Annotated in this window: 21 protein-coding genes; 12 read left to right on the top strand and 9 right to left on the bottom strand. The window is 67.3% G+C overall.

Annotated elements, in window-relative coordinates:
• The first annotated feature begins 220 nt into the window (after nucleotides 1–220).
• Nucleotides 221–511: an H-NS family nucleoid-associated regulatory protein gene (locus J2X54_RS09275; RefSeq protein ID WP_070246299.1), complete on the top strand. Its 291-nt coding sequence runs from the start codon at nucleotides 221–223 to the stop codon at nucleotides 509–511.
• A 163-nt stretch (nucleotides 512–674) separates the two neighbouring features.
• The gene (locus J2X54_RS09270; RefSeq protein ID WP_310179990.1) at nucleotides 675–1295 is read left to right on the top strand and encodes an LON peptidase substrate-binding domain-containing protein; all 621 of its coding nucleotides are present in this window, start codon (nucleotides 675–677) and stop codon (nucleotides 1293–1295) included.
• 7 nt (nucleotides 1296–1302) lie between these two features.
• Here the strand turns inward: J2X54_RS09270 and J2X54_RS09265 are convergent, their stop codons facing one another.
• The 5 genes from J2X54_RS09265 to J2X54_RS09245 form a co-directional block, all read right to left on the bottom strand.
• Complete coding sequence (locus J2X54_RS09265; protein WP_404990899.1) at nucleotides 1303–2277, bottom strand: DMT family transporter; 975 nt, start codon at nucleotides 2275–2277, stop codon at nucleotides 1303–1305.
• Between the two features lies 1 nt (nucleotide 2278).
• Nucleotides 2279–2560, bottom strand: a complete 282-nt coding sequence (locus J2X54_RS09260; protein WP_310179989.1) for a DUF1294 domain-containing protein — start codon at nucleotides 2558–2560, stop codon at nucleotides 2279–2281.
• A gap of 26 nt (nucleotides 2561–2586) precedes the next feature.
• On the bottom strand, nucleotides 2587–3654 hold the full coding sequence (gene trpS, locus J2X54_RS09255; RefSeq protein ID WP_310179988.1) for a tryptophan--tRNA ligase: 1068 nt from the start codon (nucleotides 3652–3654) through the stop codon (nucleotides 2587–2589).
• Between the two features lie 192 nt (nucleotides 3655–3846).
• Nucleotides 3847–5067, bottom strand: coding sequence for a TCR/Tet family MFS transporter (locus J2X54_RS09250; protein ID WP_310179987.1), 1221 nt, complete (start codon nucleotides 5065–5067; stop codon nucleotides 3847–3849).
• Entirely contained in the window at nucleotides 5067–5708 is a 642-nt protein-coding gene (locus J2X54_RS09245; RefSeq protein WP_310179986.1) for an HD domain-containing protein, read from the bottom strand. The genes J2X54_RS09250 and J2X54_RS09245 overlap by 1 nt, the downstream gene beginning before the upstream one ends.
• A gap of 141 nt (nucleotides 5709–5849) precedes the next feature.
• Here J2X54_RS09245 and J2X54_RS09240 point away from each other — a divergent pair, with 141 nt between their 5' ends.
• Complete coding sequence (locus tag J2X54_RS09240) at nucleotides 5850–6344, top strand: chemotaxis protein CheW (RefSeq protein ID WP_070246287.1); 495 nt, start codon at nucleotides 5850–5852, stop codon at nucleotides 6342–6344.
• An 11-nt stretch (nucleotides 6345–6355) separates the two neighbouring features.
• On the opposite strand, the gene J2X54_RS09235 is transcribed toward J2X54_RS09240, so the two are convergent.
• Both J2X54_RS09235 and J2X54_RS09230 read right to left on the bottom strand, forming a co-directional pair.
• On the bottom strand, nucleotides 6356–7054 hold the full coding sequence (locus tag J2X54_RS09235; RefSeq protein ID WP_310179984.1) for a ribonuclease HI family protein: 699 nt from the start codon (nucleotides 7052–7054) through the stop codon (nucleotides 6356–6358).
• Entirely contained in the window at nucleotides 7054–7620 is a 567-nt protein-coding gene (locus J2X54_RS09230; protein ID WP_310179982.1) for a hypothetical protein, read from the bottom strand. The genes J2X54_RS09235 and J2X54_RS09230 overlap by 1 nt, the downstream gene beginning before the upstream one ends.
• A gap of 199 nt (nucleotides 7621–7819) precedes the next feature.
• Between J2X54_RS09230 and J2X54_RS09225 the strand changes: the two genes are divergently transcribed.
• The 9 genes from J2X54_RS09225 (at nucleotide 7820) to J2X54_RS09185 (ending at nucleotide 21815) form a co-directional block, all read left to right on the top strand.
• The gene (locus J2X54_RS09225; RefSeq protein ID WP_310179981.1) at nucleotides 7820–11197 is read left to right on the top strand and encodes a penicillin-binding transpeptidase domain-containing protein; all 3378 of its coding nucleotides are present in this window, start codon (nucleotides 7820–7822) and stop codon (nucleotides 11195–11197) included.
• A 102-nt stretch (nucleotides 11198–11299) separates the two neighbouring features.
• On the top strand, nucleotides 11300–12685 hold the full coding sequence (locus tag J2X54_RS09220; RefSeq protein WP_310179979.1) for a hypothetical protein: 1386 nt from the start codon (nucleotides 11300–11302) through the stop codon (nucleotides 12683–12685).
• Nucleotides 12682–13419, top strand: coding sequence for a hypothetical protein (locus J2X54_RS09215; RefSeq protein WP_310179977.1), 738 nt, complete (start codon nucleotides 12682–12684; stop codon nucleotides 13417–13419). Before J2X54_RS09220 ends, J2X54_RS09215 begins: the two co-directional genes overlap by 4 nt.
• 1 nt (nucleotide 13420) lies before the next feature.
• Entirely contained in the window at nucleotides 13421–14587 is a 1167-nt protein-coding gene (locus J2X54_RS09210; protein ID WP_310179976.1) for a hypothetical protein, read from the top strand.
• Nucleotides 14584–15594 carry a hypothetical protein gene (locus J2X54_RS09205; protein WP_310179974.1) on the top strand — a complete coding sequence of 337 codons (1011 nt, stop codon included), beginning with the start codon at nucleotides 14584–14586 and terminating at the stop codon, nucleotides 15592–15594. The genes J2X54_RS09210 and J2X54_RS09205 overlap by 4 nt, the downstream gene beginning before the upstream one ends.
• 95 nt (nucleotides 15595–15689) lie before the next feature.
• Nucleotides 15690–17987 (top strand): SPFH domain-containing protein, encoded by a 2298-nt coding sequence (locus J2X54_RS09200; protein WP_310179973.1) that lies wholly within the window; start codon nucleotides 15690–15692, stop codon nucleotides 17985–17987.
• Between the two features lie 16 nt (nucleotides 17988–18003).
• The gene (locus tag J2X54_RS09195) at nucleotides 18004–20397 is read left to right on the top strand and encodes an SUMF1/EgtB/PvdO family nonheme iron enzyme (protein ID WP_310179972.1); all 2394 of its coding nucleotides are present in this window, start codon (nucleotides 18004–18006) and stop codon (nucleotides 20395–20397) included.
• Nucleotides 20398–20457: 60 nt separating this feature from the next.
• Complete coding sequence (locus J2X54_RS09190; RefSeq protein ID WP_310179971.1) at nucleotides 20458–20805, top strand: zinc ribbon domain-containing protein YjdM; 348 nt, start codon at nucleotides 20458–20460, stop codon at nucleotides 20803–20805.
• Between the two features lie 113 nt (nucleotides 20806–20918).
• On the top strand, nucleotides 20919–21815 hold the full coding sequence (locus J2X54_RS09185; RefSeq protein WP_310179969.1) for a pirin family protein: 897 nt from the start codon (nucleotides 20919–20921) through the stop codon (nucleotides 21813–21815).
• 8 nt (nucleotides 21816–21823) lie between these two features.
• On the opposite strand, the gene J2X54_RS09180 is transcribed toward J2X54_RS09185, so the two are convergent.
• A complete protein-coding gene (locus J2X54_RS09180; RefSeq protein ID WP_404990898.1) occupies nucleotides 21824–23362 on the bottom strand; it encodes an FHA domain-containing protein in 1539 nt (512 codons plus the stop codon).
• 196 nt (nucleotides 23363–23558) lie between these two features.
• A complete protein-coding gene (locus J2X54_RS09175) occupies nucleotides 23559–24560 on the bottom strand; it encodes a protein phosphatase (RefSeq protein WP_310179966.1) in 1002 nt (333 codons plus the stop codon).
• Between the last annotated feature and the right edge of the window lie 62 nt (nucleotides 24561–24622).

The following is a 24622-nucleotide window of genomic DNA, read 5'->3' as shown; positions in this document are numbered from 1 at the left end:
AATCCTTAATCGATTCGCCGCCGCAATGATACCGGTCGAACCCGCGTTCGATAGGCGACGGGTTTTGTGGAAAAACTCGCGATTTATAGTTATATTGGTATTTGTACCGTGCGCCACTGGAGAATTACGGCAAAGTTATGGTAAATTGCGCCTATAAAATTCTCACACATTCTCACTTGTGGTTTTTTAGCGAACAACCCACCGATAAGAAGGATTCAAGATGACGACCTATCAAGAGTACAAAGCCAAAATCGCCGAGCTGGAAAACCTGGCTGAAAACGCCCGCAAGAACGAAGTGACCAAAGCCAAAGAACAAATCGCCACCATCATGCGCGATTATGGCCTGACCATGGCCGACCTGGGCACCGTGGCCAAAGCCAAGCCCGTCAAAACCCGCGCACCGGTACCGACCAAATACCGCGACGAAGCCACCGGCCAAACCTGGACCGGCCGTGGCCGCGCGCCTAAATGGCTCGAAGGTAAAGACAAAAACCAGTTCCTGATTAAGTAATTCGGTATTGGTTTTTGCAACCCTTGTTGCAATCAAAGGCACGCTGCTCGCAGTCGCACGGTGTGCCTTGCATTTTCTACCTCTTTATATAAAGCCGTTGCTTTTCTGTTGAAAGGCGAGCGCGCCCAAGCCGGCCGCGGCACTTTCGTGCGATGATGGCGGCATGCCTTCGATTCCTCTTTTCCCCCTCAACACCACTCTGTTCCCTGATGGACATTTGCCGCTGCAAGTGTTTGAAGTGCGTTATCTGGACATGGTCAAGCGCTGTATAGGACAAGACGAACAATTTGGCGTGGTTTGCCTGCTCGAAGGCAGCGAAACCCGGGTACCCGATCAGCAAGATACTTTATCGGGCGGCGGTACCATGGCCAGGATTACCGAATGCGTTACACCGATGCCGGGACTGTTGCAGATATCATGCGTGGGCACCACGCGTTTCCAGGTGCGTTCGGCGCACCAGTTGAAACACGGTTTATGGATGGCCGATGTCGATATCCTGGCCGAAGATATGGTGGTGCCAGTTCCCGCCGAACAGCAGGACGTGGCCAATGCGCTCGGTTCCCTGATACGTTCGTTACAAAAAAAACAGATCTCGATATCGAAAATGCCGTTGTCGCCACCGTATAGATTAGATGAGGCCGGTTGGGTGGCGAATCGCTGGTGCGAATTACTGCGTTTGCCGCAGGAAGAAAAACAGCGCCTGCTGTTGCAGGAAAATCCGGTGCTGCGCCTGGAATTAATCCAGGACGTGCTCAGCGAAAATGGCTTACTCGATCAACAGTAAAAGATAATTAATCGCCGGGATGTACGGAGGGGGCGTTATCGAGCGCATGAACCCGCACCGACCACATCACGCCCGCCACCAGCAACAGCATGGCTGCCACTTCCAGCACGCGCGGCCATTGCTGGTGAAAGATAAAGCCATAGCCGAGCGCGAACAGCGTTTCAAATAAAATCAGCTGGCCCGACAGCGTCAGCGGCACGCTGCGGCTGGCGATATTCCATAAATGATTGCCGATCACGGATGCCCCCAGCGCCAGCACGGCGTTGATGATCCAGAATAATGTCCAGTCGCGGCCGCTTGCCACCGCGCCAGCGCCGGTCACGTCGCCATGGAATACGGCCAGCGCCACGGCGGCAATCGCCAGCGCGATCAGGCCGCTGGACACGCCATACAGCGCCGACCATTCGCCGCTGCTGAAATGGGGATTGCGCTGGAGGTAGCGGGCATTGTCCACCGAATACCAGGTCCAGCACAGCAGCGCGCCGACGGCGCAGGCCACGCCGGCCAGTTTGATTGGCAGGGTGGCGCCCGATCCTGCGTCATGCGAGAACACATCGAGATTGATACAGGCGATGCCAGCGGCCACCAGCAGCAGCGGCCACGCCAGCTGGCGCAGCGGCACCGCGCCGTGGTCCTTGCGGCCCATCAGGGTGACGGTAATCGGCAGCACGCCGATGATCAGCGACGTGGCGGACACGCCCGCCAGCTGCACGCCCAGCGCCAGCAACATGTAATAGACGATATTGCCGGCCAGCGCGTGCTTGACCATGGCGATGATATCGCTGCGGTCGAGCCGGCGCAGCAGCGGCGGCAGGCGCCCGCCCAGCAGGCTGGCGGCGATCAGGCCATAGGCAATGTAGCGTCCGCACGCCATTTCCAGCGGGGTGAACGCGGTGAGGTAGGCGGGCACGATGAACACCATGCCCCACATGGCCCCGGCCAGCAGGCCGCACAGCACACCGTTGAACACCCGGTTCGACATCTCAATAACCCCGGCACAGCCAGCCGATGGCGGCCAGGTTGACCGCCACCGTCAGCCAGAACTTGACCTGGAACGATGTCTTGGCGGTCTTGTGGCGCAACCGGCGCTGGGCCAGCCAGCCACCGGGCCAGCCGCACAGCAAGCCGATCAGCAGCAACACGCGCTCGGGGATGCGGCGCTCGCCGCGCCGGGCGGCAGCCTTGTCGACCGCGTAGACCATGTAGCAGACCACGCTGGCCACCGCATACACCGAGGCCAGCCACATGGCCAGCAGTGGCCACATGGTTCCCGCTGCGAGCGCAGGCACGCTCAGAAGTACGACAGGCCGAGCGCGGCCTTCACTTCATCGGCGGTCCTGGCCGCCACTTCGCGCGCGCGGAAGGTGCCTTCCTTGAGCATCTGCATGATGTAACCCTTGTCCTGGGCCAGTTCCTCGCGGCGCGCGCGGATCGGCGCCAGCATTTCCTGCAGCACCACTTCCAGGCGCTTCTTGACGATCGAGTCGCCCAGGCCGCCGCGCACGTAATGCGCTTTCATCTCTTCGAGCTTGTCCTTTTCCGGATCGAAGGCGTCGAGGTAGATGAAGGCGACGTTGCCTTCCAGGTGGCCGGGATCTTCCACGCGCAGGTGCAGTGGGTCGGTATAGACCTTCTTGACGGCAGCGGTGATGTCGGCGGCGGTGGCGCCGAGGTTGATGGTGTTGCCGAGCGACTTGCTCATCTTGGCCTTGCCGTCGGTGCCCGGCAAGCGGCCGATTTCCGGCACCAGCGCCTTGCACTCGACCAGGATCTCGCGGTTGGCCAGGCGGTTGAAGCGGCGCACGATTTCGTTGGTCTGCTCGATCATCGGGATCTGGTCTTCACCGACCGGCACGATCGACGCCTTGAATGCCGAAATATCGGCCGCCTGCGAAGCCGGGTAGGTGAGGAAGCCGGCCGGAATGTCGCGCTCGAAACCGCGCAGCACGATTTCGGCCTTGACGGTCGGATTGCGCTCGAGGCGCGCCACGGTCACCAGGTTCAGGTAGTAAAAGGTCAGTTCGGCCAGTTCCGGAATTTGCGACTGGATCAGGATGGTCGATTTGGCCGGGTCGATGCCGACGGCCAGGTAGTCGAGCGCCACTTCCACCACGTTGCGGTGGACCTTGTTGACGTCTTCCATATTGTCGGTCAACGCTTGCGAGTCGGCCAGCATGATGAATTGCTTGTAGTCGTCCTGGTACGTGACGCGGTTGCGCAGGCTGCCCACGTAGTGGCCCAGGTGCAGCGGGCCGGTCGGGCGGTCGCCGGTGAGGATCACGGTCGGGCCCTTGGCCGCAGCGGTATTGGTGGCACCGGGTGCGGAGGAGATAACTTGGGACTGGTCGGGCTGGTTCATCGGGCAGTATTCCTTGGGTTGCCCAAGTCCGGCTCGACGCATAAAAAACGCCACCAGACGAGGGCGGCGTTGATAAAAATATCACATCACTATGGGTAAGCAGTGGCCGCGCTAGCTAGGAGCGACGCCAATTCAGCAGCAATGTGGTGAAAGAATTCATGGCCCGTATGGTTGCAGTTCGGCGGCGGTCTGTCAAGGCCGGTCCGTTGCATGCGGATGCGTGGCGAAATACCGCCGCGCCGCCACGATGGCCGCTACCTGCATGGCCGCGCACAGGAAGAAGGTGGCGCCGATGCGCCAGTCGCCGGCCGGCAGCCGGCTCACCTGGGCCAGGATGAAAGACCCGAGCAGCGGCATCACGATCACGCCGGCGCTGCTGATCGACTGCAGCGACCCCATCAACTCGCCCTGTTCATTGGCCGGCGTGGCGCGCGAGACCAGGCTTTGCAGCGCCGGGCCTGCGGCAAAGGCCAGCACATTGCAGACGATGATGGCGTACATCATCCAGCCTTCGGTGGCCAGGCCATAGGCCAGGTAGGCCACCGCGCCCGAAATGATGCCCAGCACCGACAGCCTGACTTCGCCCCAGCGCTTGATCAGCACTCCGAGCAGGCCGGCCTGCACGACGGCAGCCGTCAACCCCACGCAGAATAGCGCGAAACCATTCTGGCCCGGCGACCAGCCAAAACGGAACGTGGTGTACAGCACCCAGGTGGTGTTGAGCATCATCTGCGCGCAGGTGACCAGGGTGAAGGTGACAACCAGCCCCCGGATGTCGGTGCGCCGTGCCAGCTTGATCAGCGAAGTGAAAGGATTGAGGCGCGCCTTGTCAAACGGCGGGCGCACACCCGGCGCCAGCGATTCCGGCACCACCAGGTAGCCGTAAATGAAATTGGCGGCCGACAGGCCGGCGGCCACGTAAAACGGCAGGTGGATATTGACGCTGCCGAGCAGACCGCCCAGCATGGGGCCGCAGATGAAACCGAGGCCGAAGGCCGCGCCCACCTTGCCAAAGCTCCTGGCGCGGTTCTCGGGCGTGGAGATGTCGGAGGCATAGGCCGCCGCCACCGACATGCTGGCCGACGACATGCCGCCGATCACGCGGCCGATGAACAGGCAGGCCAGGTTGGGCGCCCAGGCGGTGGCAAGAAAATTCGCGCACATGCCGCCCATCGAATACAGCATCACCGGGCGCCGGCCCACGCGGTCGGACAAGGCGCCCAGCATGGGCATGAACAGGAACTGCATCAGGCCGAAGGTGGCGCTCATCACGCCGTACCACAGCGACTGCTCGTCGCGCGAGGATGTGAACTGGCCGACCAGCACCGGCAGCACCGGCACGATCAGGCCCACGCCCAGCATGTCGATGAACACGCAGATCAGGATGAAATTGAGGTTGCCAGCCTTCTGCACTATGCCCACTCTTCGGCAAAGCGGTCGCGGAACGCCAGCAGTTCGTCAAGGCGCTCCTGGCCCAGGCGGCGGCCGGTGGCGGTCTGCATCTTGCCGGGCAGGGTGGCGAGCTTGGTCTCGATATGGTCGAGCGCATAGGCGCGGTCGTCGCGGTCGCGGTGTTGCGCCAGCGGATCGCGGCTGTGCGCCAGGCTCGAACCCATGCGGCCGGCGATATAAAACAGCCGCGCCAGGCCCACCGCGCCCAGCGCATCGAGGCGGTCGGCGTCCTGCACGATCTGCGCTTCGATGCTGTTGGCGGGCAGGTTGGCGGAAAAACTGTGGCACTCGATGGCGTGGGCCACGGCGGCCAGTCGCTCGGCCGGAAACTCGCGCGCACCGAGTTCGCGCACGGCCAGCACGGCAGCCTGGCGCGAGGCCAGGTGGCGTTCGGGATGATTCTTGGGCAGGTTGACCAGGTCGTGCAGGTAGCAGGCGGCCAACACCACCAGCGCGTCCGCTTCTTCGTGCTGGGCCAGCAGCAGGGTGGCGTTGCGCCACACGCGGTGCAGGTGATTCATATCGTGCGCACCGTCGTCGTCCTGGCGCGCGCCGGCCAGGGCAATCAGGCGCGGCTGCCAGTAATCGAGCAAGCTATCCATGACACTCCGCAATCAAAACACCATCATACCTTGCTCGGCGATGAATTTTGTGCGATGGAGCGCTTTAGCTAAGAATAGTTGGTGCTTGGAAACTTTACATGAGGTAACATTGGGGTATATTTTTAGTGAAGGATTATCGCCATGAACAGCAACGTAACCGAATTGCACGCCAATTCCCCCGCCGGTGAATTCCTGGCATTTACCCTCGGCCAGGAAGAATACGGCATCGACATCCAGAAAGTGAGCGAGATTCGCAGCTACGAAACCCCGACCCGCATCGCCAATGCGCCGGAATTCGTCAAGGGCGTGGTCAACCTGCGCGGCATCATCGTGCCGATCGTCGACATGCGCATCAAGTTCAACCTGGGCACGCCGAGCTACGACCAGTTCACCGTGGTCATCATCCTCAACATCGGCCACCGCGTGGTGGGCATGGTGGTTGATCGCGTGTCGGACGTGACCACGCTGACTCACGAGCAGATCAAGCCGGCACCGGAAATCGGCTCGGCGATCAATACCGACCATATCGTGGGGCTGGGCACCATCGAAGACCGCATGCTGATCCTGGTCGATATCGACAAGCTGATGTCGAGCGAAGACATGGGCCTGATCGAGAAGACTGCGATGGCTGCCTGAGGCGCTGTCGACTAATCTTCTTTCTCAACGGGCGATGGTTCGATCGCTCGTTGCGACAGGCGGTCGGCGTCACCGTTGCGGTGGCGCGGCACCCAGTGCAGGCGGCTCGTTGCCGTTTGCGCCATCAGCGCCAGCACCCGGGCGCGATAGTCTTCCAGGCCGCTCGCGCCGACCGTTACACTCCCCGCATTGACATCATTGATCACCACCTGGCTGTCGCCGTACAGCAGCAGGTCGCGTGCGCCTGCTTCCACCGCCGCCTCCAGTAGCGCGGTCAGCGCCAGGTACTCGGCTTGGCCGCTGTTGCCGTGGCCGGCGCGGCGGCTGATCTCGATCCGTTGGCCGGCAGGGCCGCACAGCAACGCGCCGATGCCGATGCGGCCCGGGTTGGGATGGGCCGAACCGTCGAACCAGCCGCGCCAGCGGTCCGATGGCGGCGCCAGTTGCGCCTTCCTGTGCGCCAGCCGGGCTGCCTGTTCGGCCCGGCGGCCGGCGCGGCGGTCTGCATCGATCTGCTTTGCAACGCCACGCGCAGCCAGCAGCGCTGACAGGTCGGCCAGGCCGGCCGTGGCGGCCGCTTGCGTCAGTACTTCCAGCAGCGCTTGCGCTTCGCTCCGCTGCGAACGCGTGGCCAGACGGCGCGCGGCCACGCGCTCGCCGTGAAAGGCGGCCGTGGCCAGCGTGTCAAACAGTGGTTCGGTTGGCTGCATCAGTCGCGGCGCGGATTGTCCGGGCGGCGGTCGTTGCGATTGGGCACGCCGTCGCCATCGCGGTCGCGGTCATAGCGGTTGGGCACGCCGTCGTGGTCGCGGTCGCCCCGGCCACCGTTGTTGCCGCGATGGTCGCCACGATGATCGCTGCGGTAATCGTGACGGTAATCGTGGCGGTAATCGCGGCGGTCGTCGTGGCGGTCGTAACGGTTGGGTACGCCGTCATGATCGCGGTCGCCATTGGGGCCACGGTTCCAGCGCGCCTGTTCGCGGTACCAGCGACCCTCGCGCTGCACCCAGTGCGGCTGCGAATACACGTAGCCGGGACGCACCGCCACCCAGTCGCCGCCGATCCACACGTGGCGGTTGCTGCGCCAGTCCCAATAGCCTGGCGACCAGATGTAGCCGTTGCGCGGCGGCGGCACGCGCTCGTAGCGCAGGGGCGGCGGCGCCTGGCCGATCACCACGCTCACGCCGACCTGGGCGGAAGCGATCGTAGGGGTAAAAGCTGCGGCGCTCAGGGCCAGCAGGGCGGCGGCGAAAACGGTGTGCGAGCGAGTGGTCATGGTGGTTCTCCTGTTTGACATCTGTGTGACATTGGTACTGCGTGCAGTTGAATCAAATATAGCAAGCGCGCACAAGTGCACCGGTAATTGATGCAACTTTTTACATATGACACAAAGTCAGGGCTGAATTGTAAGCGACAGGATGCTTTCCGTCTCCCCCGGCTACACGGCGCTATTACCCTTTGAAGACGAGTGCCCGATGCCGCGATTATTCAGCCAGTTGTTGCAGGCCTGGGCCGAGCGCCGCCGCGCACGGCGCCGCCAGGCCAACCTGCGCGCCGGAGCGCGCTCGCGCGCCCGCCCGCAACTGGTGCCGGTGGCCGCCCGCGCCCCCATGGCGCTGCCGTCGAGCCGATCGGCCTGGCTGTGGACCCTGCTGGCCGTGCTGCTGGTGCTGGCCGGCGCCGCCCTGATCGTCGGCCATGCGCGCCACCTGGGCGCCCCCGTGCCGGTATCGTCCACGCTGCCGGTCGACCTCCTGCGCAGCGCCTTGCCCGGCGCCGTCTTCACTGTACCGCAGCGCGCCGGCGCGACCACCAGCCTGCATGCGGAAGGCGCGCTGCTGGTGTTGGCCGGCATGGAAGCGGCGCCCGTGGTGCGGGTGGATTTGTGCAGCCAGTTACGCAGTCCCGGCACGCATGGCGACGCGCGCCTGCTGCCGCTGCGGCTGGGCGAGCGCTTCGCCGATGTCGAGCGACAGGTGGCCGACAATCTCAAGGCCGGCACGACTGCCGCCCTGCGCAACGTGCTGCTGGTGTCCGACAGCGGCGCGGGCGTGGATGCCATGCCGCAGGTGCGCATCGAAGGCAACGCCCGCGCCGACTTCGCCGACCCCCTGGCTGAACCGTTGAGGCTGTCATGGCGCAGCCGCCAGGGCGACGCGCGCTGGATCGCCGACGCCAGCCTGGGGCAGGTGGAGCAGGGCGCCGCCGGCCAGGTGGCGCTGCGCCGGCAGGGCTGGTTGCTGTGGGGCGCAGCCTCGGCGCTGCGGCTGGAGCGGCGCGCCAATGTGCTGTGTCCGCGCGCCGGAGAATTGCTGGTGCAGCTGTACCGGCGCGCCGCGCCGTCTGCCGCCGATGGCGCCACCGCGCTGGTGGTCGCCTTCCCGGCGCGCGGTGCGGCCGTGCGCACGCGGCTGGCGCCCGGCAGCTACCGGGTACCTGTGGGCGCCGCGCCGGCGCTGGAAGACCAGGTCCTGTTCGGCGCGCTGCAGGCTGCCGGCCTGCTGCGCCTGAGCTCCACCGGCGTGATCGAACTGGCGCCGCGCGACCTGCCGCAATGGGTGGCCGCCGGTCCCGCCGACCGCGTGGCGCACCTGGACGACTGGCGCCATGTCGCATCCGGCGCGGCCACCGACAAACTGCTCAAGCGCCTGTACTACCAGGCCGACGGCGCCTACGTGCGGCAACAGGTCGATATCTTCAACGGCGAGCGGCGCCTGCTGGCATGGCGCGTGCGCAGCGATGTCGCTGCCGCGCCGGAGTGGCGCGCCAGTACGGACGGCGGCGCGGGAAATGACAGTGGCAGCAGCGGCGACAGCGGTCCGGTGATGGTCGCGACCACCACGCGCATGCCGGTGGCGGCCGCGCGCCTGTTTGCCACCTTGCCGCAGGGCTGGCAGCCGTGGACACGGGTGGCGCGCTGGCCGCTGGCCGGCGAGGGGGGCGATGGCGGCCATGGTAGCAATGATCACGAAGGCAGCAATGGCCGCAACCACGACGATGGTAGCAACGGCCGTCATGGCAGATCGGCACCGCTGGTACGGCTGGCCGTCACCTTGCCGCAAGCGGCAGCAGGCGGCGAGGTCCTGCGCCTGTTCGTGGCGGGAACCGTGGTGGCCAGCAGCGGCGCCGCCATGCGGTCGGTCGAGGCCTGTACCGGCCGCGCCTGTGCTAGCGCCGCCGATGTGCAGGACGTGTCGCTGACCTTGCACGCCGGCGCACGCGAGGTGGCAGTGACCGTGCGTCCGCTGGCCTTCAGCGCCCCGGACGACGAGCGGTATCGGCACCTGCGCCTGGCCGGTGGCAAGCTGGTGTGGCAGGCGCTGGCTGGCGGCGCTTCGATGCCGTCGCCGGCGCCCTCGTCGGTCCGGCTGTTCGATCGCTACGGCGCGCCGCTGTGGGACGACGGTGCACCGACCGAAGCAGCCGGCAATGCCGGCCTGGCCCCGTTGCTGGGCGTAGGGCCCGGGCACGCCAGCAGCGTGGCCGGCATGCTGGCCCGGTTGCCAGCGGCGGGTAAGCCCGTCACCGCCACGCTCACGCTCGACCTGCCGCTGCAGGCGCTGAGCCAGCGCATCCTCGATTGCGTGGGCATGCGCCAGGGCCGCTGGACCGGCGCCGGCGCTGGTTCCGGCTGTGCGGGCAGGCAGGCCGTGCCGGCCGGACGGCGCGCAGGCCTGGTCATCCTCGATACCGACACCGGCGACGTGCTGGCGGCGGCGGGAGCCGGGGGCGGCGCGGTCAATGCCACCAACTGGGCCGAGGTGCGCGACCACGACCGCACCAATCCCGCCCGCAGCGCGTTGCGCCTGCCGGCCTTGCAGCACGACGGCGGCGCCCACCAGAGCCCCGGCTCCACTTTCAAGGTGATCAGCGCGCTGGGGCTGGAAATGGCGGCGCGCAAAGACCCGCAGCTTGACGCGCTGCTGGGCGGTCTGCCGCTGCCGGCGATCAATGCGCTGGCGCGCCAGCGCGGCTTCGGCTTCGAGACCGGCGCCCCCACGTATCCGCAGGAACCCCGGCCGGCGCGCATCACCAACTACCGCGAGCAGGGCCTCGACCGGCGCGCGCAGGATGGCCGCCTGGGCCTGGCGCAGGCGCTCACCTACAGCCTCAATACCTGGTTCGCCTGGACCGGCGAGTTGAGCGACCGCAGCCTGTTCGGCCGGCCCGACGGCGGTGCGCCCGGCGTACAGGCGCTCGATGCCGATGCGCTGGATGCCGTGCGTCCGATCGTCGCAGCGGCCCACCGCCTCGGCTTCGAGCAGCCGGTGCGGCTCGACGGCGGCCTGCTGCCGGCGGACTTCGACTGGCGCAACTGGGATGCCTTGCTGGCGACGCCGGCCCACATCGACACCATCCACACCCGCCACGAACTGCGCCAGATGGCGATCGGCCTGCGCATGCAGGTCACGCCGCTGCACATGGCGCTGGCCTCAGCAGCGGTGGGGCAGGGCAAGGTGGTAGTGCCCCGGCTGCTGCTGGAGCTGGACGGCAAGGCCGGCACAGTGCCCGCCATGGTGCCCACCGGCGTGCGGCTCGACCGCATCCTCGCCGGCATGAAGGGCGTGGTCGATGCCGGCACCGGCGCCGGTGCCTTCGGCGGGCCGGCACTGGCTGCCGTGCGCCGCGGCCTGTACGGCAAGACCGGCACCGCGCCCACCGGCGACGACACCGCCACCGTGTGGTTCACCGGCTGGCTGGAGCCGGGTACCTTGCCGGGCCAGGCGCACCGGTTGGCGTTTGCCGCCTTTGTCAGCCACTCTGAAAGTACCGGTGGCGGCCACGCGGCGCCGGTGGTCGCGGCGGTGCTGTCCACGCTGGCCGCGCAGAAGCCCGAACAGAGGGGCAAATAGCCTTGTAAACGCGACAATGGCGCGGCGCGCCTGTGGCATGATGATCGGGCGCGCGGCTGGTGCCAGCGCGTGCTTTTCGATTGCCACTCAGGATAGGACTGTATGCGTTTGCCAGGAACCCGGTACCAGGAGCACGGCTGGGAACAAGTGCGCAAGCTGCTGGGATTGTGCTCCCTGCAGGCGTTGCGCCGCCTCGACCTGGCGCCGGTGCAGGACCCGGTGCAGCCTGACGCGCCTGTGGATGCGCTGCGCGACGCCTACGTCGAGGCGCTGGCAGCCTCACTGCGCGCACTTGCGCGCACGGCGCGCGGTGAGGCCGATGGCAACAGCTACGGCGAAACGGTCGCCGAACTGTCGCTGGCCCTGGCGTTCGAATTGCAGGCGTATCCACCGTTCTGGGAGGCGTTTGTCGCCACGCTGGTTGCCGAACATGGCCGCAGCAGCGCTTTCTGGCTGGACCCCGGCGCTGACGGCGTGCTGCGCAAAAAGGTCAACGACATGTATGCCGGCCTGCGCGACCGGGTGGATGCCGACAACTACATCGCCGCCACGGGACGCGACTGCTCGCCCAACAGGATGTACACGTACCGCATGCTCGATACCGCCTACCGCGACATTGCCCGCCTGTTCGCCGACTGGCACGCACATCGCGCGCAGGTGGGCGCGATTCTGGGCCGCCCGATCGAGGCGATGCCCATCGAGGCGCGCCAGATGAAATCGATCGCCGGCTGCAAGGCCGAGTGGATCATCGCCTGGAGCGCGTCGCTGGAACAGCATGGCGGCGCGCCGGGGCCGTTGCACACGCGCTCCAAGCGCTTCGCCAGCCTGAAAAACAGCCCGGACAAGATCGCCGCGATGCTGGTGGAGATCGGCGACTACGAGGAACTGTCCTCCAATCTCGACCATGCCGAAGGCTGGCAGGGCGAAGCCGGCGCGGCCGCTGCCTGGCTGGAGGACTACTGGCGCGTGGTGGGCGACTCGGAGGCACACGAAGCGGGCGGCGCGACGTTCGACGACGACCGCATCTTGCCCGCGCGGGTGCCGGACCAGACGGAGGAGGAGCTGGCGGCAGGCGAATGGGGTCAGGACCAGGATCAAGACCTGGACGCGGACTGTGATCCGGCGTGGGTAACCATGCCAGTGGATGCCGCCCGGCAGGCCGCCGAGCGGCAGGTAGCGGTCGGGCTTTCCCTGCCCCCCCGCTACATGGAACTGGCGCGCAGTGCGCAGGCGTCTGGCAGCCGGCTGCTGCGCATTTTGGGCGCGGAATCGCTGCCGATCCGGCTGGCGGTCTACCAGAAGCTGATGGGTGCGGCCGACGATACGTACCCGGACGCCTGGTGCGATCCTGCCACCGGCGAGCTGCCCACGCTGGCGCAACTGGCGGCGCTCGATGGTATTTCGATGCCCACCCTGCGCAAGCGCCGCGACCAGGCCATCGACAAGCTGCGCGCGGCCAAATCACACGATGCCGCGCCGGCGCCATGAAGGAGAACGAGTTGACGACACAGTATGAACGGGAAGCGCTGGCGCTGCGCCTGCAAGAGCGCGCGCTGCTGATGGCCGGGCGCGCGGCGGCGGGCGACCGCCTGGTGCTGTCCGACGCCACGTTGCTGGCGGCGCTGGCCGGTACCCGCGTGCTCACGCCCAACGAGCGCGCAGCGCTGGCCGCCTCGCCGCTCACGCTGCGGCGGTTGCGCCAGTTATCGTTGCAAGGGCAGGCCGCAGCCCCGATTGCAGAGGGCAAGCCAGTTGCCAACTCCGGCGTTGCGAGCACCAACGCTACCAGGGCCGGCGGCGCGTCAGCCAACGCTGCCAGCGGAACCGGCGCCGGTGTCGGCAGCTTGACTGGCCCTCTCGCCGCCAACGATGCCGACTGGTCCGGCAGTGCCGGCATGTTGCGCGCCGCGTCCACCACGCCGGAGGCGCTGGCCTCGCTGGTCACCGACGACAAGTACTGGACCCTGCATTTCGTCGTGCACGACGGCGGCTGGCAGGTGATCCTGGCGCTGTCGGCGCAGGCGCCGTTCGCCGCGCGCCTGCTCGGCGAGCAACCGCTGCTGCGCGTAATCGACGGCGCCGGCGCCACCGTGCTGCAGGGCCAGCTCGACGCCGACGGCGAATGCGAGTGCGCCTGGCCGTTTGCCACCGCCCCGGCGCCGCATTTTCAGCTGCATGGCGCCGGCTTCACGGTGCAGCCGGCGCCGCCGGTGGCGCGCTAGCATGGGCTGGTTTTCGCTGCGCGGCAAGCCGTCCGCCAACACCGCCGCCAGCGTCAACCTGGGCGCGGACTTGGTCGCGTTGCGGCTGGACGTCGGCGACGTGGCGCCGTCGGCTACTGTACTGGTGGTGTTCGGCGCGTCCGGGCAGGCGCGCCGGCTGCGGCCCGGCAAGGTGGCCTGTGCACCCGGCGAGACCGCATTCTGCTTCCATCCCGGCCCCTACGTGCTGGACCTGGCGCCGTTTGCCGCCGCGCCCGAGTGGGGACTGCGCGTGCGCGTGCTGGTCGATGCGCCCAATCCGCACGCCGAACAGCAGCGTTTCGACTTGTTCCTGTTCGCCGAACACCACCTTCATGGCGGCCAGTTGTCGCTGGCAGCGTTGGGCTTGATCCTGCAAACCGCCTTGCAAAGCCAGCTGGCGCAGGGCGCGCTCGACCTGCCGCCTTGCACCACGCTGGACGAATGGCACGCGTTCCGCGCCGGCTTCAACCAGCTGCTGTACACGCGCTATGGCCTGACCGTGGATGACTGCGTGCCGGTTGATCTGGCCGGGCAAGTCGATTTTGCCCAGGTATTACAGGCGCGGGCGCACGCCGCAGCTGCGCTGGTGGCCGAGACTGCGCCAGCGGCTGCGGTGCTGCACGCCATGTCGGCCCTGCCGCAAGCTGGTGCGCCTCCCGTGACGCCACGGGAACCCGCGTTATCCCCCGCACCACAGCCGCTGTTCCATCCGCAGCCGGCCCTGCACGACAAACCCGACCGGCAGGACGCCGCCGGCCTGCGCCGGCTGTTCCTGGAGCTGCCGGTACTCAGCCGCGACCTGCGCGTGCTGGTGCTGCCCGCAGGGCCGGCGATCTTCCAGCAGCACCAGTCGCTGCTGCTGCGCCTGGGCATGGCCAGCCTGAACGTGGACACCATGCCGTCACTGGCGTGGGCTGCACCAGACCAGCCGCTGGACGCTGCCGACCAGGCCCGCCGCGCTGGCGCCACTGCGATTGCCGTGGCGGCGCTCGACGAGGCCTGGTCGCTGCTGGCGCGTCTGCACCTGGCGGGCGATGATGACTGGCCAGCGCTGCTCGACGAAGCGGACCGCTTGTGCGCCAACCTCGAAACCGGCCTGGCGCTGCGCCGCGCCGCGCATGTCCCGCGCCAGGAGCCTGCACTATGACCAGCCTTGCCAAAACCCCGCTGCCGCTCAATGCGGCCTGTGCCTGCGTGCTCGCCGATGGCCGCCGGTTGACGATTACGGCCAGCCGCCGTCCACGCGCCAACCGCGCCGATGTCAAATGCACGGTACCCGGCGCGCCTGCCATGGCGGAACGGATGCAGCAAGTGGTGCGGCTGGCACGCCACACCGAGCCGTTCCTCGACAGCCGCGACCAGGTGGTGCTGAGCATGGATTTCAGTCCGGATGCCGGCCAGCGTGAATGGGAGCTGGCGGCCGTGCTGGCCGACCGCATGGTGCGCGGCCTGCGCCCCGTGCCTGCGGACGCGCCCTTGACAGCGCAGGGCTGGTCAGACCGCTGGCACCTGGGCCAGGTGAGCGACGCGCTGGTGGACGGCGTGGTCATCGGTCACCTCGGTGCGCTGGACGGCCATGCCGACCTGGCGTCGGCCGTCTCCGGCGTGCGCACCTGGTTTCCGCTGCACAGCGGCGGCATCAACGATGCGCTGGCGTGGGTGGAGGTGAGCGTGTTCGCCATCGATGCCGATGCAGATGCCGGTGCCAATGCCTCCGAGGAGGACACCATCACCGCGCCGGAGCTGGACCTGGCCGCCCAGCAGGACGTGCGCCAGGCGCTGGCGGGCGCCCGCCATTTCGACGGCCATGGCCTGGGGCGCTGGCGCACGGTGGTGCGCTTTGGCCAGCCGCGCTTCCAGGGCGGCTCTTACCAGCTGGCGCTGGTGATGGCCGATCGCCTGGCGCGCGGGCGCGAATTCGTGCCGCGCGGGCGGCTGATCGCCACCGGTACCTCCAGCGCCTGGCACGCCGGCGTGGTGGAGTCGGTGGCGGGGCGTGAGCCGAAGCTGGCCCTGATCGCGACCACGGCCGGACCGGGCGACCGGGTGCTGCTGCCGGCCGAATGGGAGACCTCGCTGCCGCCCGGTTTTGCCGTCCGGCTGCGCGAAAAAGGCGCGAGCGTCGCCTGCATCGACCGCATCGGCATGATCTGAAACGAAGTACGCTGAATGAATCGCGCCGCCCTGCTAAAATCGTCCACTGACAGCCGGGGGGCGGCGCGCGAGATGAATCGAAGAAGGAGTCTGACATGTTCCAAATGTTTGGTTTTGGCGGCGTCAAATGCCCGCGCTGCGCGCACAAGAGCGACGACCAGTCGGGCTACTGCAACCATTGCGGACTGACCCTGGGCGCGCCCCGCAACGAACCGGTGCTGCGCGACAATCGCTGGGTACCGGGCGACGACGAGCTGGCCGTGTACTTCGGCGTGAGCGCCCTGACCGGCATTTTTACCAAGACCCTGCGCGTGCCGGCCACCACCCGCGCCTACATCCTGCAAGCCGACAAGGCCACCGAAGTGCCGCAGGGCGAGTACGAAATCGAAGGATTTTTCACCCGCCTGAATCACCTGCTGCGCAACCAGGATGCCGAAATCCTGATCACCCGCAGCGCCGCGCTGCCGGTGGAATTCTCGTTCGACGATCTGCACACGGCCGAGCACCTGAAGGTGTCGGCGCGCTTCACGGTCGCCATCAAGATCGAGAACGTGGCCGCCTTTGCCCGCCACTTCATGACCGTGCCCGGCGTGGTGAGCACCGTGCACCTGCAGGAGCTGTTGGCGCCCTCGGTGCGCCAACTGGCGGCGGAATTCGTGGGCAGCCGCTCGATGCGCGACATGGCCGGCAACGCCGACCTGCGCGCACAACTCGACGAGCGCCTGCAAAGCGCCCTGAAGCAGCGCCTGGCCTCGTACGGCCTGGCGGTGGAGCGGGTGGAAACGGCCGCGCTGCGCCACGATAAATTCGACCATAACCGCGCCCGCATCGGCACCCTGTGGCTGGTGGCCGACGAGCGCCACGTGCAGCTCGAACACGTCAAGCAGCTCGACCAGATCTACGACGAAGAGGAATGGCAGGCGATCTGGCGCGAAGAGCAGAAGATGCGTTCCGATTTCCGCCGCGCCGAGATGCGCCAGGACGCCAGCGTCAACAAGGCCGGGCTCACGCTCAAGGAGAGCGAGCGGGTGCAGGCGCTGCGCGCGCGCGAGGTGGAACTCTACAGCCAGGTGATGGAGGCGAAAACCCGCAAGGTGGCCATCGACAAGGGCGCCGGCACCGTGCTGGCCGATCTCGAACACGAGCTGGCCCACAAAAAAGCCGGGCGCGCCGGCGAACAGGCCGACTGGGAGCATGTGCGTCACCTGGCGCAGATCAAGATGCGCACCGAGCTCGAAGTGCTGCAGCAAACCGCCGCCGAGCAGCGCCAGTTGGCACAGCAGCGCCTGGGCCATCAGTTGCGCCAGCAGGCCATCGAAAACCAGATTGCCCAGGCCCTGCTGATCGAGGACGAGTCGCACCGCAGGAATGCACTGGCTGCGCTGCGCCAGCGCGAAAAGGACGAAAAGTCGCGCGAGCTGGAACTGGAGGCCGAAGCCCACAACGCCCGTATCCAGGGCATGACGGTGGCCGTGGCCGCCCGTCGCCGCGAAGCGGAGCGGGTGCAGGAATGGGAGGATCAGCTGGCGCTGGCGCGCCAGCGCGAACTGCTGCGCGGCGATGCGGTCAAGGATGCCGCCAACGCGGTGGAAGTGGCCGAGATCAGCCAGAAGATCGAGGACCTGCGCCGCACCGGCGAGCAGGCCGACGCCATCGCCCAGTACGAAAAGCTGCTGCGCACCATCGAGGCCGACGGCATCCACGCACGCCAGAACCAGTCGCTGGGCAAGCAGGCCGCGCTCGACCAGCTGGCGCTCGACGAGCAGCGCCAGATCTTGCGTCAGCGCGAGCGCGAGGCGGAGTGGCAGCACGAACTGAAAAAGCTCGAGCACGAGCGCGACGAAAAGTTCGCGCGCTGGAAGGGCGATTACGACGTGCTGCTGTCGCAGCAAAGCCATGAACTGAGCCGCATCGAGGCCATCGGGCGCCTGAGCGATATCGGCATGGTGGCCACTGCCAACGAATCGAACGCGCAGGCGGTCGCCCAGATCATGCGCATGCAGATCCAGGGCGGCATGACGCCGGAGCAGATTCAGTCGCTGTCGCAGGTGGTGGCGGCCGAGCAGGGCGTCTCGCCGGCGGAGGCGGCGCGCCTGGCGTATGAGCGCGTGTTCGAGGAGCGCACCCACCGCGACGCGGAGCTGGACAAGGACCGGCGCCACCAGCTCGACCTGCTCAATGTGCAGAACGCGGCCAGCGCCAGCGCCCTGATCACCCAGAGCCAGCTGGGCATCGGCGTGGCGGGCGGCGTGGCGGCCATCACCGGCAACGCCCATGGCGCCTGGGCCGACGCCGGCCTGCCGCCGGCCCGCCGCTGCCCGAACGGCCACGCGCAGCGCCCAGGCCACCCGGAAGACAGGTTCTGCCCGCAATGCGGCGCTGGATTGGCGTAGGGTTGGTTACACTGCGATGATGCAAACGGCAAGGGACAAGATCCGCGAACTGCGGGCCTTACATGAAGACGGTTTATTGAGCTTGCAGGAGTTCGACCGCCGCAAGAACGCCATCCTGGATGCGGAGTACGCGCCGCCGGGAGGCGCCGCCGCGCCGGCCGTGCCCACCCACGCGCCGCGCCAGGGTACTGAACTGGGCCTGATGACCGGCCAGGAAATCGGTCCGCAACACCGCCGCTACCGGCTCGAGCGCCTGATCGGCATGGGTGGCATGGGGCAGGTGTGGCAGGCCACCGACCTGGCCACCCACGCGGAGCTGGGCCACAGCGAGACGGTGGCCCTCAAGATACTGCCGCCGCAGCTCACTCAGAGCGCCACCCATGCCAAGCTGCTGATCGAGGAAGCCACGCAGGCGCGCCGGCTGGCGCACGAAAACATCGTGCGCGTGTACGAGTGGGCGCAGGACCCGGCCACGTCCAGCTACTTCATCATCATGGAATACCTCGAAGGCCAGGACCTCGACGCCTACCTGGCGCAGCAAGGATCGCTGGCGCTCGATGCCGTGTTCCGCCTGCTCGCGCCGGTCGGCGACGCACTGGCCTACGCCTGGGACAAGCACAAGCTGGTGCACCGCGATCTGAAACCCGGCAACGTGTTCCTGACGCAGAAGGGCGAGGTCAAGCTGCTCGACTTCGGCATCGCCTCGCGCGCGCGCAACGCGGGCAGCAGCCTGGGGCTGCAAACGCCCAATGCCGGCACGGTCGGCTACCGCGCGCCCGAAGCGGGCGTGCACCAGCGGCAGCCGTCGCCCAGGCTCGACGTGTACGCGGTGGCGGTGATGATCTACCAGCTGCTCGAAGGCCGGGTGCCGTTCGACGATCTGCGCCCGGCCGACTTCCAGCCGTCGGCGCCCAAGGGACTGAACGAGCGCCAGTGGCAGGTGCTGCAGCAGGGGTTTGCGATCGTGGCCGAGCGCCGCCAGGCGTCCGTCACCGAACTGCTGGCCGGTCTGCGCGACGCCGCCGGTCCCTCCGCAGCGGAACTGGCCGAACAGGCGGCGCAGCGCGCGCAAGAGCGGGAGCGAGCCCAGCAGGAGCAGCAACGGCGCCAGCAGCGCGAACAGCAGGAACAACATCAGCAGCTGGTGCGCGAGCGTGAACTGGCTGCGCACCGCCAGCAGCAAGAGGCGGAGCAAGCAGCAGCGCAGGCCGAGCAGGCCAGGCTGGCCGAGCGCGAACGCGTGGTGCAAGCGGCCGAACTGGCAGCGCGGCGCGAGGCCGAAGCCAGGGCGGCGGCGATTGAAAAAGTGCGGCTCGACCAGCAGCGCAGGGCATTGGAGGCGAAACAGCGCGCCGAGGCGGAAGCGGCCGCGCTGGCGCGCAAGCAGGTGCTGCGCGAGCAATTGGCGGCGCGCCGTGACGCTGACGCCAGGCAGGCGCGCGAAGAGCGCGAAGAACAGCAGCGCAAGGCCGCGCAACTGAAAGCCGAAGCGGCTTACCGGGCCGAACAGGATCGCCACCGCAAGCAGCAAGCCGAACGCCACGCGGCCGAACTGGCGGCGCTCATTCCGTCTCCCGCCAGCCCGGTGGCCGACGCCAGCGGCGTGCTGCGCGACCGCTTTGCTGATGGCAGCGGCGCCGGCCCCGACCTGGTGCTGATTCCCACCGGCCGCTTCCAGATGGGATCGCACGAGGTGGAGCAGGCGGCGGCAATAAAAGCCGGCGCTGAAAAAAAATGGCTGCAGCGCGAGGGCCCGCAGCACTGGGTCGGCATCGCGTACTCGTTCGCCATGGGCCGCTACCCGGTGACCGTCGGCCAGTGGCGCCAGTTCGCCCGCGCCACTGGCTGGGAGTCGCAGTCTGACGTGGACTGGCAGGCGCCCGGCTTCGCCCAGGACGATCTGCACCCGGTGGTGGGCGTGAGCTGGCACGACGTCCAGCGCTACCTGCGCTGGCTGTCCGAACAAACCGGCCAGACCTACCGCCTGCCCAGCGAGGCGGAGTGGGAATACGCGTGCCGCGCCGGCACCAAGACCGCCTTCAGCTTCGGCGACACCATCGGTACCGACCAGGCCAACTACGACGGCAACTACGTCTACAACGGCGGCCCGCGCGGCGAGTTCCGCCAGGGGACCACCAGGGTGAATGCGTTCCAGCCCAATCCCTGGGGCCTGTTCGACATGCACGGCAACGTGTGGGAATGGACCCAGGACGCGGTGCACGACACCTACGACGGTGCGCCCGCCGACGGCAGCGCGTGGGAAGCCGGTGGCGACCAGGCGCGCCGCATCCTGCGCGGCGGCTCGTGGCTGTACAACCCGCGCTACCTGCGCGCGGCGGTGCGCAACGGCTACTCGGCGCTGCTGGCCAACGACATCGTCGGCTTCCGCGTGGCCCGCAAACTGGCCTAGTTGGTCTGGCACGGGGGGCGGGTGTATACTGCTGCCTCTTTTACCAACCCAGGATCTACCATGAGCGCCTTGCCACCATGCCCCAAATGTCATTCCGAATATACGTACGAAGATGGCGCGCAACTGGTATGCCCGGAGTGCGCGCACGAGTGGAGCGCCACTGCTGGTGCGGCGGCCGCTGAAGATGGCCCGCGCGTGTACCGCGACTCGGTCGGCAATGTGCTGGCAGACGGCGACACCGTCACCGTCATCAAGGACCTCAAACTCAGGGGCGGTGGCGGCACCGTCAAGGTGGGCACCAAGGTCAAGAACATTCGCCTGGTGGACAGCGACCACGATATCGATTGCAAGATCGACGGTTTCGGCGCGATGAGCCTGAAAACCGAATTCGTGCGCAAGGTAGTGTAGCTCCCGTTCAGGAGAGGCGGCCGGCCACCGAAAGGTGTACATTGTCGGCTCCGACCATCCGCACGGGGAACCCGCATGACCCATATCGCACACTGTCAACAAGGAGACCAGCCATGACCATCGCCAATCTGCTCAAGGGCCACGAGAAGGACCTGGGCGGCGGCTTCGTGGTGCGCCGCTACCTGCCGTCCGCCATCAAGCAGGCGGTCGGGCCGTTCATCTTCTTCGACCATTTTGGTCCGGTCGAGGCCCCGGCCCACGCCGACCACGACGTGCGTCCGCACCCGCACATCGGCCTGGCCACCGTCACCTACCTGTTCGAAGGCGCGATGGACCACCGCGACAGCCTCGGCACGGTCCAGCGCATCGAACCGGGCGCCGTCAACTGGATGACCGCCGGGCGCGGCATCGTCCATTCCGAGCGCACCCCGCAAGACCTGATCGAGGTGCCGCACCGCACGCACGGCCTGCAACTGTGGGCCGCGCTGCCGGTCGCGCACGAAGAGGACGAACCGGGCTTTTGTTACACGCCCGCCGCCGACATACCTCAACTGGCAGTCGATGGCGCCGTGATCCGGGTGCTGGTGGGCAGCGCCTTCGGCCACACATCGCCGGTCAAAACTTACAGCCGCACGCTGTACCTCGACATCGTGCTGCAGGCCGGCCAGGTGCTGGCGCTCAATGGCCTGCCGGAAGAAGCGGCGATCTATCCGATCAGTGGCGCGGTGGAAATCGATGGCGCCCCGCTCGAACTGCACACCATGGCGCTGTTGGCCACGGCCGAGCAGCAGCGGGTGAAAGCCACGGACGACAGCGCCGCACACTTCGTGGTGATCGGTGGCGAACCGCTGGACGGCCGCCGCTTCATGTCGTGGAATTTTGTCTCGTCGAGCAAGGAGCGCATCGTGCAGGCGGGAGAAGACTGGGAAGCGCAACGCTTTCCCAAGGTGCCGGGCGAGACGGAGTTCATTCCGCTGCCGGCCAGGAAGCCGGCGCCGAGCTACCTTTAAGCTGACTTTTATGCCGTTTGGGCGTGGTAGGCGTGGCCTGAGCTGGCCCGGTAGGCTTCGCTGACGTCGCCGCCGGCGGTGCGGATGATCCAGTGTTCGGGATACGCATCGCTGGCAAAGCGGCTGTGGCGTGGCACGCGGCTCAGTTTTTCGAGCGACACGGTGGGCGCCAGCGCGGTTTCCTTGCCGGTGAGCTGGTCCAGGTGCCAGAAACCGCCGGCGCCGTGGAACAGCAGCGGCAGCGCGGCTGCATGCGGTGCTGCCGCAAAGGTCTTGACCGGGAAACCGGGATGGGTGTCGGGCGCCAGCACGTAGTAGCACTCGGCGCTGGCGCCGTGGTCGATGCGATGCAGGATCACGCCGTGCGGCATGATGGCGCTGACCTGCAACACCGCCACGCCCTTGATGCTGGCGGTCAGTTCGATACGCATGCCGAGGCGCAGCGCGGTGGGCTTGTGCTTGCCGGGCCATACGCCGTCGAGCAGGACGCCGTAACGCGACACGTCTTCGATTTCAAACCCGGCGCCGGCGCGGCGGATGATCGCGTGGCGGCCGGACAGGCGGCGCGTAAGTCCATTGGTGTCCTGGCCGTCGGCCGAGTAGTGCGTGAGCAGCGCATGCGCTTCGGGATCGACCAGCTCGAACCGGCCGAATACACATTCCTCGACCGCGAACAAGCGGATCTGGCGCTGGGCGCCGGCTTCGGGCGCGGCATTGACCAGCGAGGCCGCGCAACTGGCGTGCGGGTGCACCGCGCCGGCCGCCGGCATGTCGATCTCGATCAGGTCCTCGTCCCAGGCGATGGTGGAAAAGCCCAGGTCCACCTTGCCGGCCGGGGCGTTGAGGTCGAGGTGGGCGATGCCGGCATTGCGCGCGGTGACGTCGATATCGAGGCTGTCGCCACCGCTGGCGCTTACGCGCGCAATCGAGGCGTCGTCCGCCATCACCCGCACGTTCTTGTGGGTGCTGAGGAAGATGCGGTGGATTTCGGTGAGGGTGGCGTCCAGGCGCGGCACCAGGATCACGAAGGTGCACACCCATTTGCGCGGCGCCTGGCCGGCGTGCTGGCTCAGGACTTCGATGCTGATCTGGTACTGGCCGTGCTCCTTGTCGCGCGACGAAAACTCGACGAACACGGGCCGCCAGTCGCCGCCGACCGCGCGCACGAACTGCTGGCGCGCGGCGCCGTGGGGAATCAGCTCCGACTGCACCGCCAGCGCCAGTTGCGGCGCGCTGGCCTCGGGCATGCCGCGCAATTCCATCTTGAGGGTTTGGCGGCCGCCGGCTGCGCGCGGGTCGAAGCCGCTGATGTGCAGTTGCGGGCGCTCGGCCTGGGCACGTTGCAGGGGACGGGCGTAGCCGTTTGGCGAAGCGGGGGCGACTGGCGCGATTGGCGTGGTGGTCGCGGGTGCAGCCGGACCGGTATGGACGTCACCCAGCGTCGTCACGGGCAAGCCGGAACGCGTTGTACGCATGGCGCTCAGCAGGGCATAGCTCGAGGAATCGGCTTGGGCGTGGCCGCCCTCGCAAGCTTGATTTCCTGGCATGACCCAATGAGTGCAGTGCGGGTGCTGGGCATTACTGCATTTTTTCATGACAAACCGACCGATGGGATAACCGTAAGTTTATGCGGTTTCGGCGTGCATTGCCAATCAAAGGTGCATCTGATCCGCATATTGTTGCAGACTGGCGCCTGCTGCGGACATGCTGCAACAGATCACGCGACTACGGCCGGTTCAGCTGTCACGAATGCGGCGGGATTGATGCCGCCGGCAGTGCCGTTTCGTCAATGTTGTCAGGCGGCCGCGCGGGTGCCGTGCCAAAGCGCAGCACGATGGCGGTGACGTTATCGATGTGCAGTTCGCGTGGCGGGTTGTCCGTATAGTCGGCGAACAGGGCGTCGAGCGCGGCGCCGGGCGCGTGGCCGGGACGCGCCATCAGCGCCGGCCAGCGCGCTGTCCATTCCAGCGGCCGGCCGCACGACCAGAAACCGTCGGTGGCCAGCAGGTACAGCGCGTCCTCGCGCACGGCCAGCGCGCGGCGGTCGCCCAGCTCGCGCAGGAATGGCGGCAGGCGCTGCGCGTCGAGCGCCAGCAGGGGGTCTTCCAGCACCTGCGGATTGCCGAAGGCGTTGCCGAGGATGTAGGCCTGGGAGATTTGCGGCCGGTGTTCACCATGCACCTGCTGCCACCATTCCTGCTCGCCCAGCAGGCCGTGCATGGCGAAGCAAGTCGCCGGCACATGGTCCACCGTGAGCGGACGCGCGGCCAGGGCCGAGATTTCGTACAGGCGTGAGTCGCCGGCGTGGTACAGCAGTGGCGCGCTGCCCGGGGCGATTTCCAGCAGCGTGAGCGTGGTGCCGGGCCGGCGCAGGCTGTCGCGCGGCTGGCGAAAATGCTGTTGTAACTTGGTGTGCAGGGCGTCGAGCCGCTGATCGAGTTCGGCCTGGGTACTGCATGCCGGCACGCGCAACAGGCCTGTAGCCACCGCCTCGGCAGCTTCACGGCCGTGGCCATGGCCACCCATGCCATCCATCACCGCCACCCGCACGTGGCCGGCCGGCCAGCCTGGCACCTGCACGCTGTGCGGCGCCTGGTCCTGCAGGAAGGCGGCGCGACCGGTGGCGTCGATCAGTAGCAGGTTGTCCTGGTTTTCGGGGACTTGCGACGGGCAGATGCTGGCACAGCTGCGCGCCGCGATGGCGAGGCCGGGGCCGAAATCGAGCGGATCGGTGATGCGGGTCATCGTGGCGGGCGCCGGGGCGCAGGAGGCGAAAGACCACAGCTTAGCTGAAAATCCGGTCCCGG

The sequence above is a fragment of the Duganella sp. 3397 genome, assembly GCF_031456625.1.
Classification (GTDB): Bacteria; Pseudomonadota; Gammaproteobacteria; order Burkholderiales; family Burkholderiaceae_D; genus Rugamonas; species Rugamonas phyllosphaerae.
The sequence above is the reverse complement of the archived record's forward strand: the minus strand, read 5'-3'. Positions and strand labels throughout refer to the sequence as shown.

What these genes read in the sequence shown, in the direction of transcription:
- J2X54_RS09235 (WP_310179984.1), bottom strand. Translation starts at nt 7,054, where the DNA reads ATGCAGCCAACCGAACCACTGTTTGACACGCTGGCCACGGCCGCCTTT.
- J2X54_RS09270 (WP_310179990.1), top strand. Translation starts at nt 675, where the DNA reads ATGCCTTCGATTCCTCTTTTCCCCCTCAACACCACTCTGTTCCCTGAT.
- J2X54_RS09225 (WP_310179981.1), top strand. Translation starts at nt 7,820, where the DNA reads ATGCCGCGATTATTCAGCCAGTTGTTGCAGGCCTGGGCCGAGCGCCGC.
- J2X54_RS09205 (WP_310179974.1), top strand. Translation starts at nt 14,584, where the DNA reads ATGACCAGCCTTGCCAAAACCCCGCTGCCGCTCAATGCGGCCTGTGCC.
- J2X54_RS09245 (WP_310179986.1), bottom strand. Translation starts at nt 5,708, where the DNA reads ATGGATAGCTTGCTCGATTACTGGCAGCCGCGCCTGATTGCCCTGGCC.
- J2X54_RS09195 (WP_310179972.1), top strand. Translation starts at nt 18,004, where the DNA reads ATGATGCAAACGGCAAGGGACAAGATCCGCGAACTGCGGGCCTTACAT.
- J2X54_RS09275 (WP_070246299.1), top strand. Translation starts at nt 221, where the DNA reads ATGACGACCTATCAAGAGTACAAAGCCAAAATCGCCGAGCTGGAAAAC.
- J2X54_RS09200 (WP_310179973.1), top strand. Translation starts at nt 15,690, where the DNA reads ATGTTCCAAATGTTTGGTTTTGGCGGCGTCAAATGCCCGCGCTGCGCG.
- J2X54_RS09180 (WP_404990898.1), bottom strand. Translation starts at nt 23,362, where the DNA reads ATGCCAGGAAATCAAGCTTGCGAGGGCGGCCACGCCCAAGCCGATTCC.
- J2X54_RS09265 (WP_404990899.1), bottom strand. Translation starts at nt 2,277, where the DNA reads ATGTCGAACCGGGTGTTCAACGGTGTGCTGTGCGGCCTGCTGGCCGGG.
- J2X54_RS09260 (WP_310179989.1), bottom strand. Translation starts at nt 2,560, where the DNA reads ATGTGGCCACTGCTGGCCATGTGGCTGGCCTCGGTGTATGCGGTGGCC.
- J2X54_RS09240 (WP_070246287.1), top strand. Translation starts at nt 5,850, where the DNA reads ATGAACAGCAACGTAACCGAATTGCACGCCAATTCCCCCGCCGGTGAA.
- J2X54_RS09185 (WP_310179969.1), top strand. Translation starts at nt 20,919, where the DNA reads ATGACCATCGCCAATCTGCTCAAGGGCCACGAGAAGGACCTGGGCGGC.
- J2X54_RS09220 (WP_310179979.1), top strand. Translation starts at nt 11,300, where the DNA reads ATGCGTTTGCCAGGAACCCGGTACCAGGAGCACGGCTGGGAACAAGTG.
- J2X54_RS09215 (WP_310179977.1), top strand. Translation starts at nt 12,682, where the DNA reads ATGAAGGAGAACGAGTTGACGACACAGTATGAACGGGAAGCGCTGGCG.
- J2X54_RS09210 (WP_310179976.1), top strand. Translation starts at nt 13,421, where the DNA reads ATGGGCTGGTTTTCGCTGCGCGGCAAGCCGTCCGCCAACACCGCCGCC.
- trpS (WP_310179988.1), bottom strand. Translation starts at nt 3,654, where the DNA reads ATGAACCAGCCCGACCAGTCCCAAGTTATCTCCTCCGCACCCGGTGCC.
- J2X54_RS09230 (WP_310179982.1), bottom strand. Translation starts at nt 7,620, where the DNA reads ATGACCACTCGCTCGCACACCGTTTTCGCCGCCGCCCTGCTGGCCCTG.
- J2X54_RS09175 (WP_310179966.1), bottom strand. Translation starts at nt 24,560, where the DNA reads ATGACCCGCATCACCGATCCGCTCGATTTCGGCCCCGGCCTCGCCATC.
- J2X54_RS09190 (WP_310179971.1), top strand. Translation starts at nt 20,458, where the DNA reads ATGAGCGCCTTGCCACCATGCCCCAAATGTCATTCCGAATATACGTAC.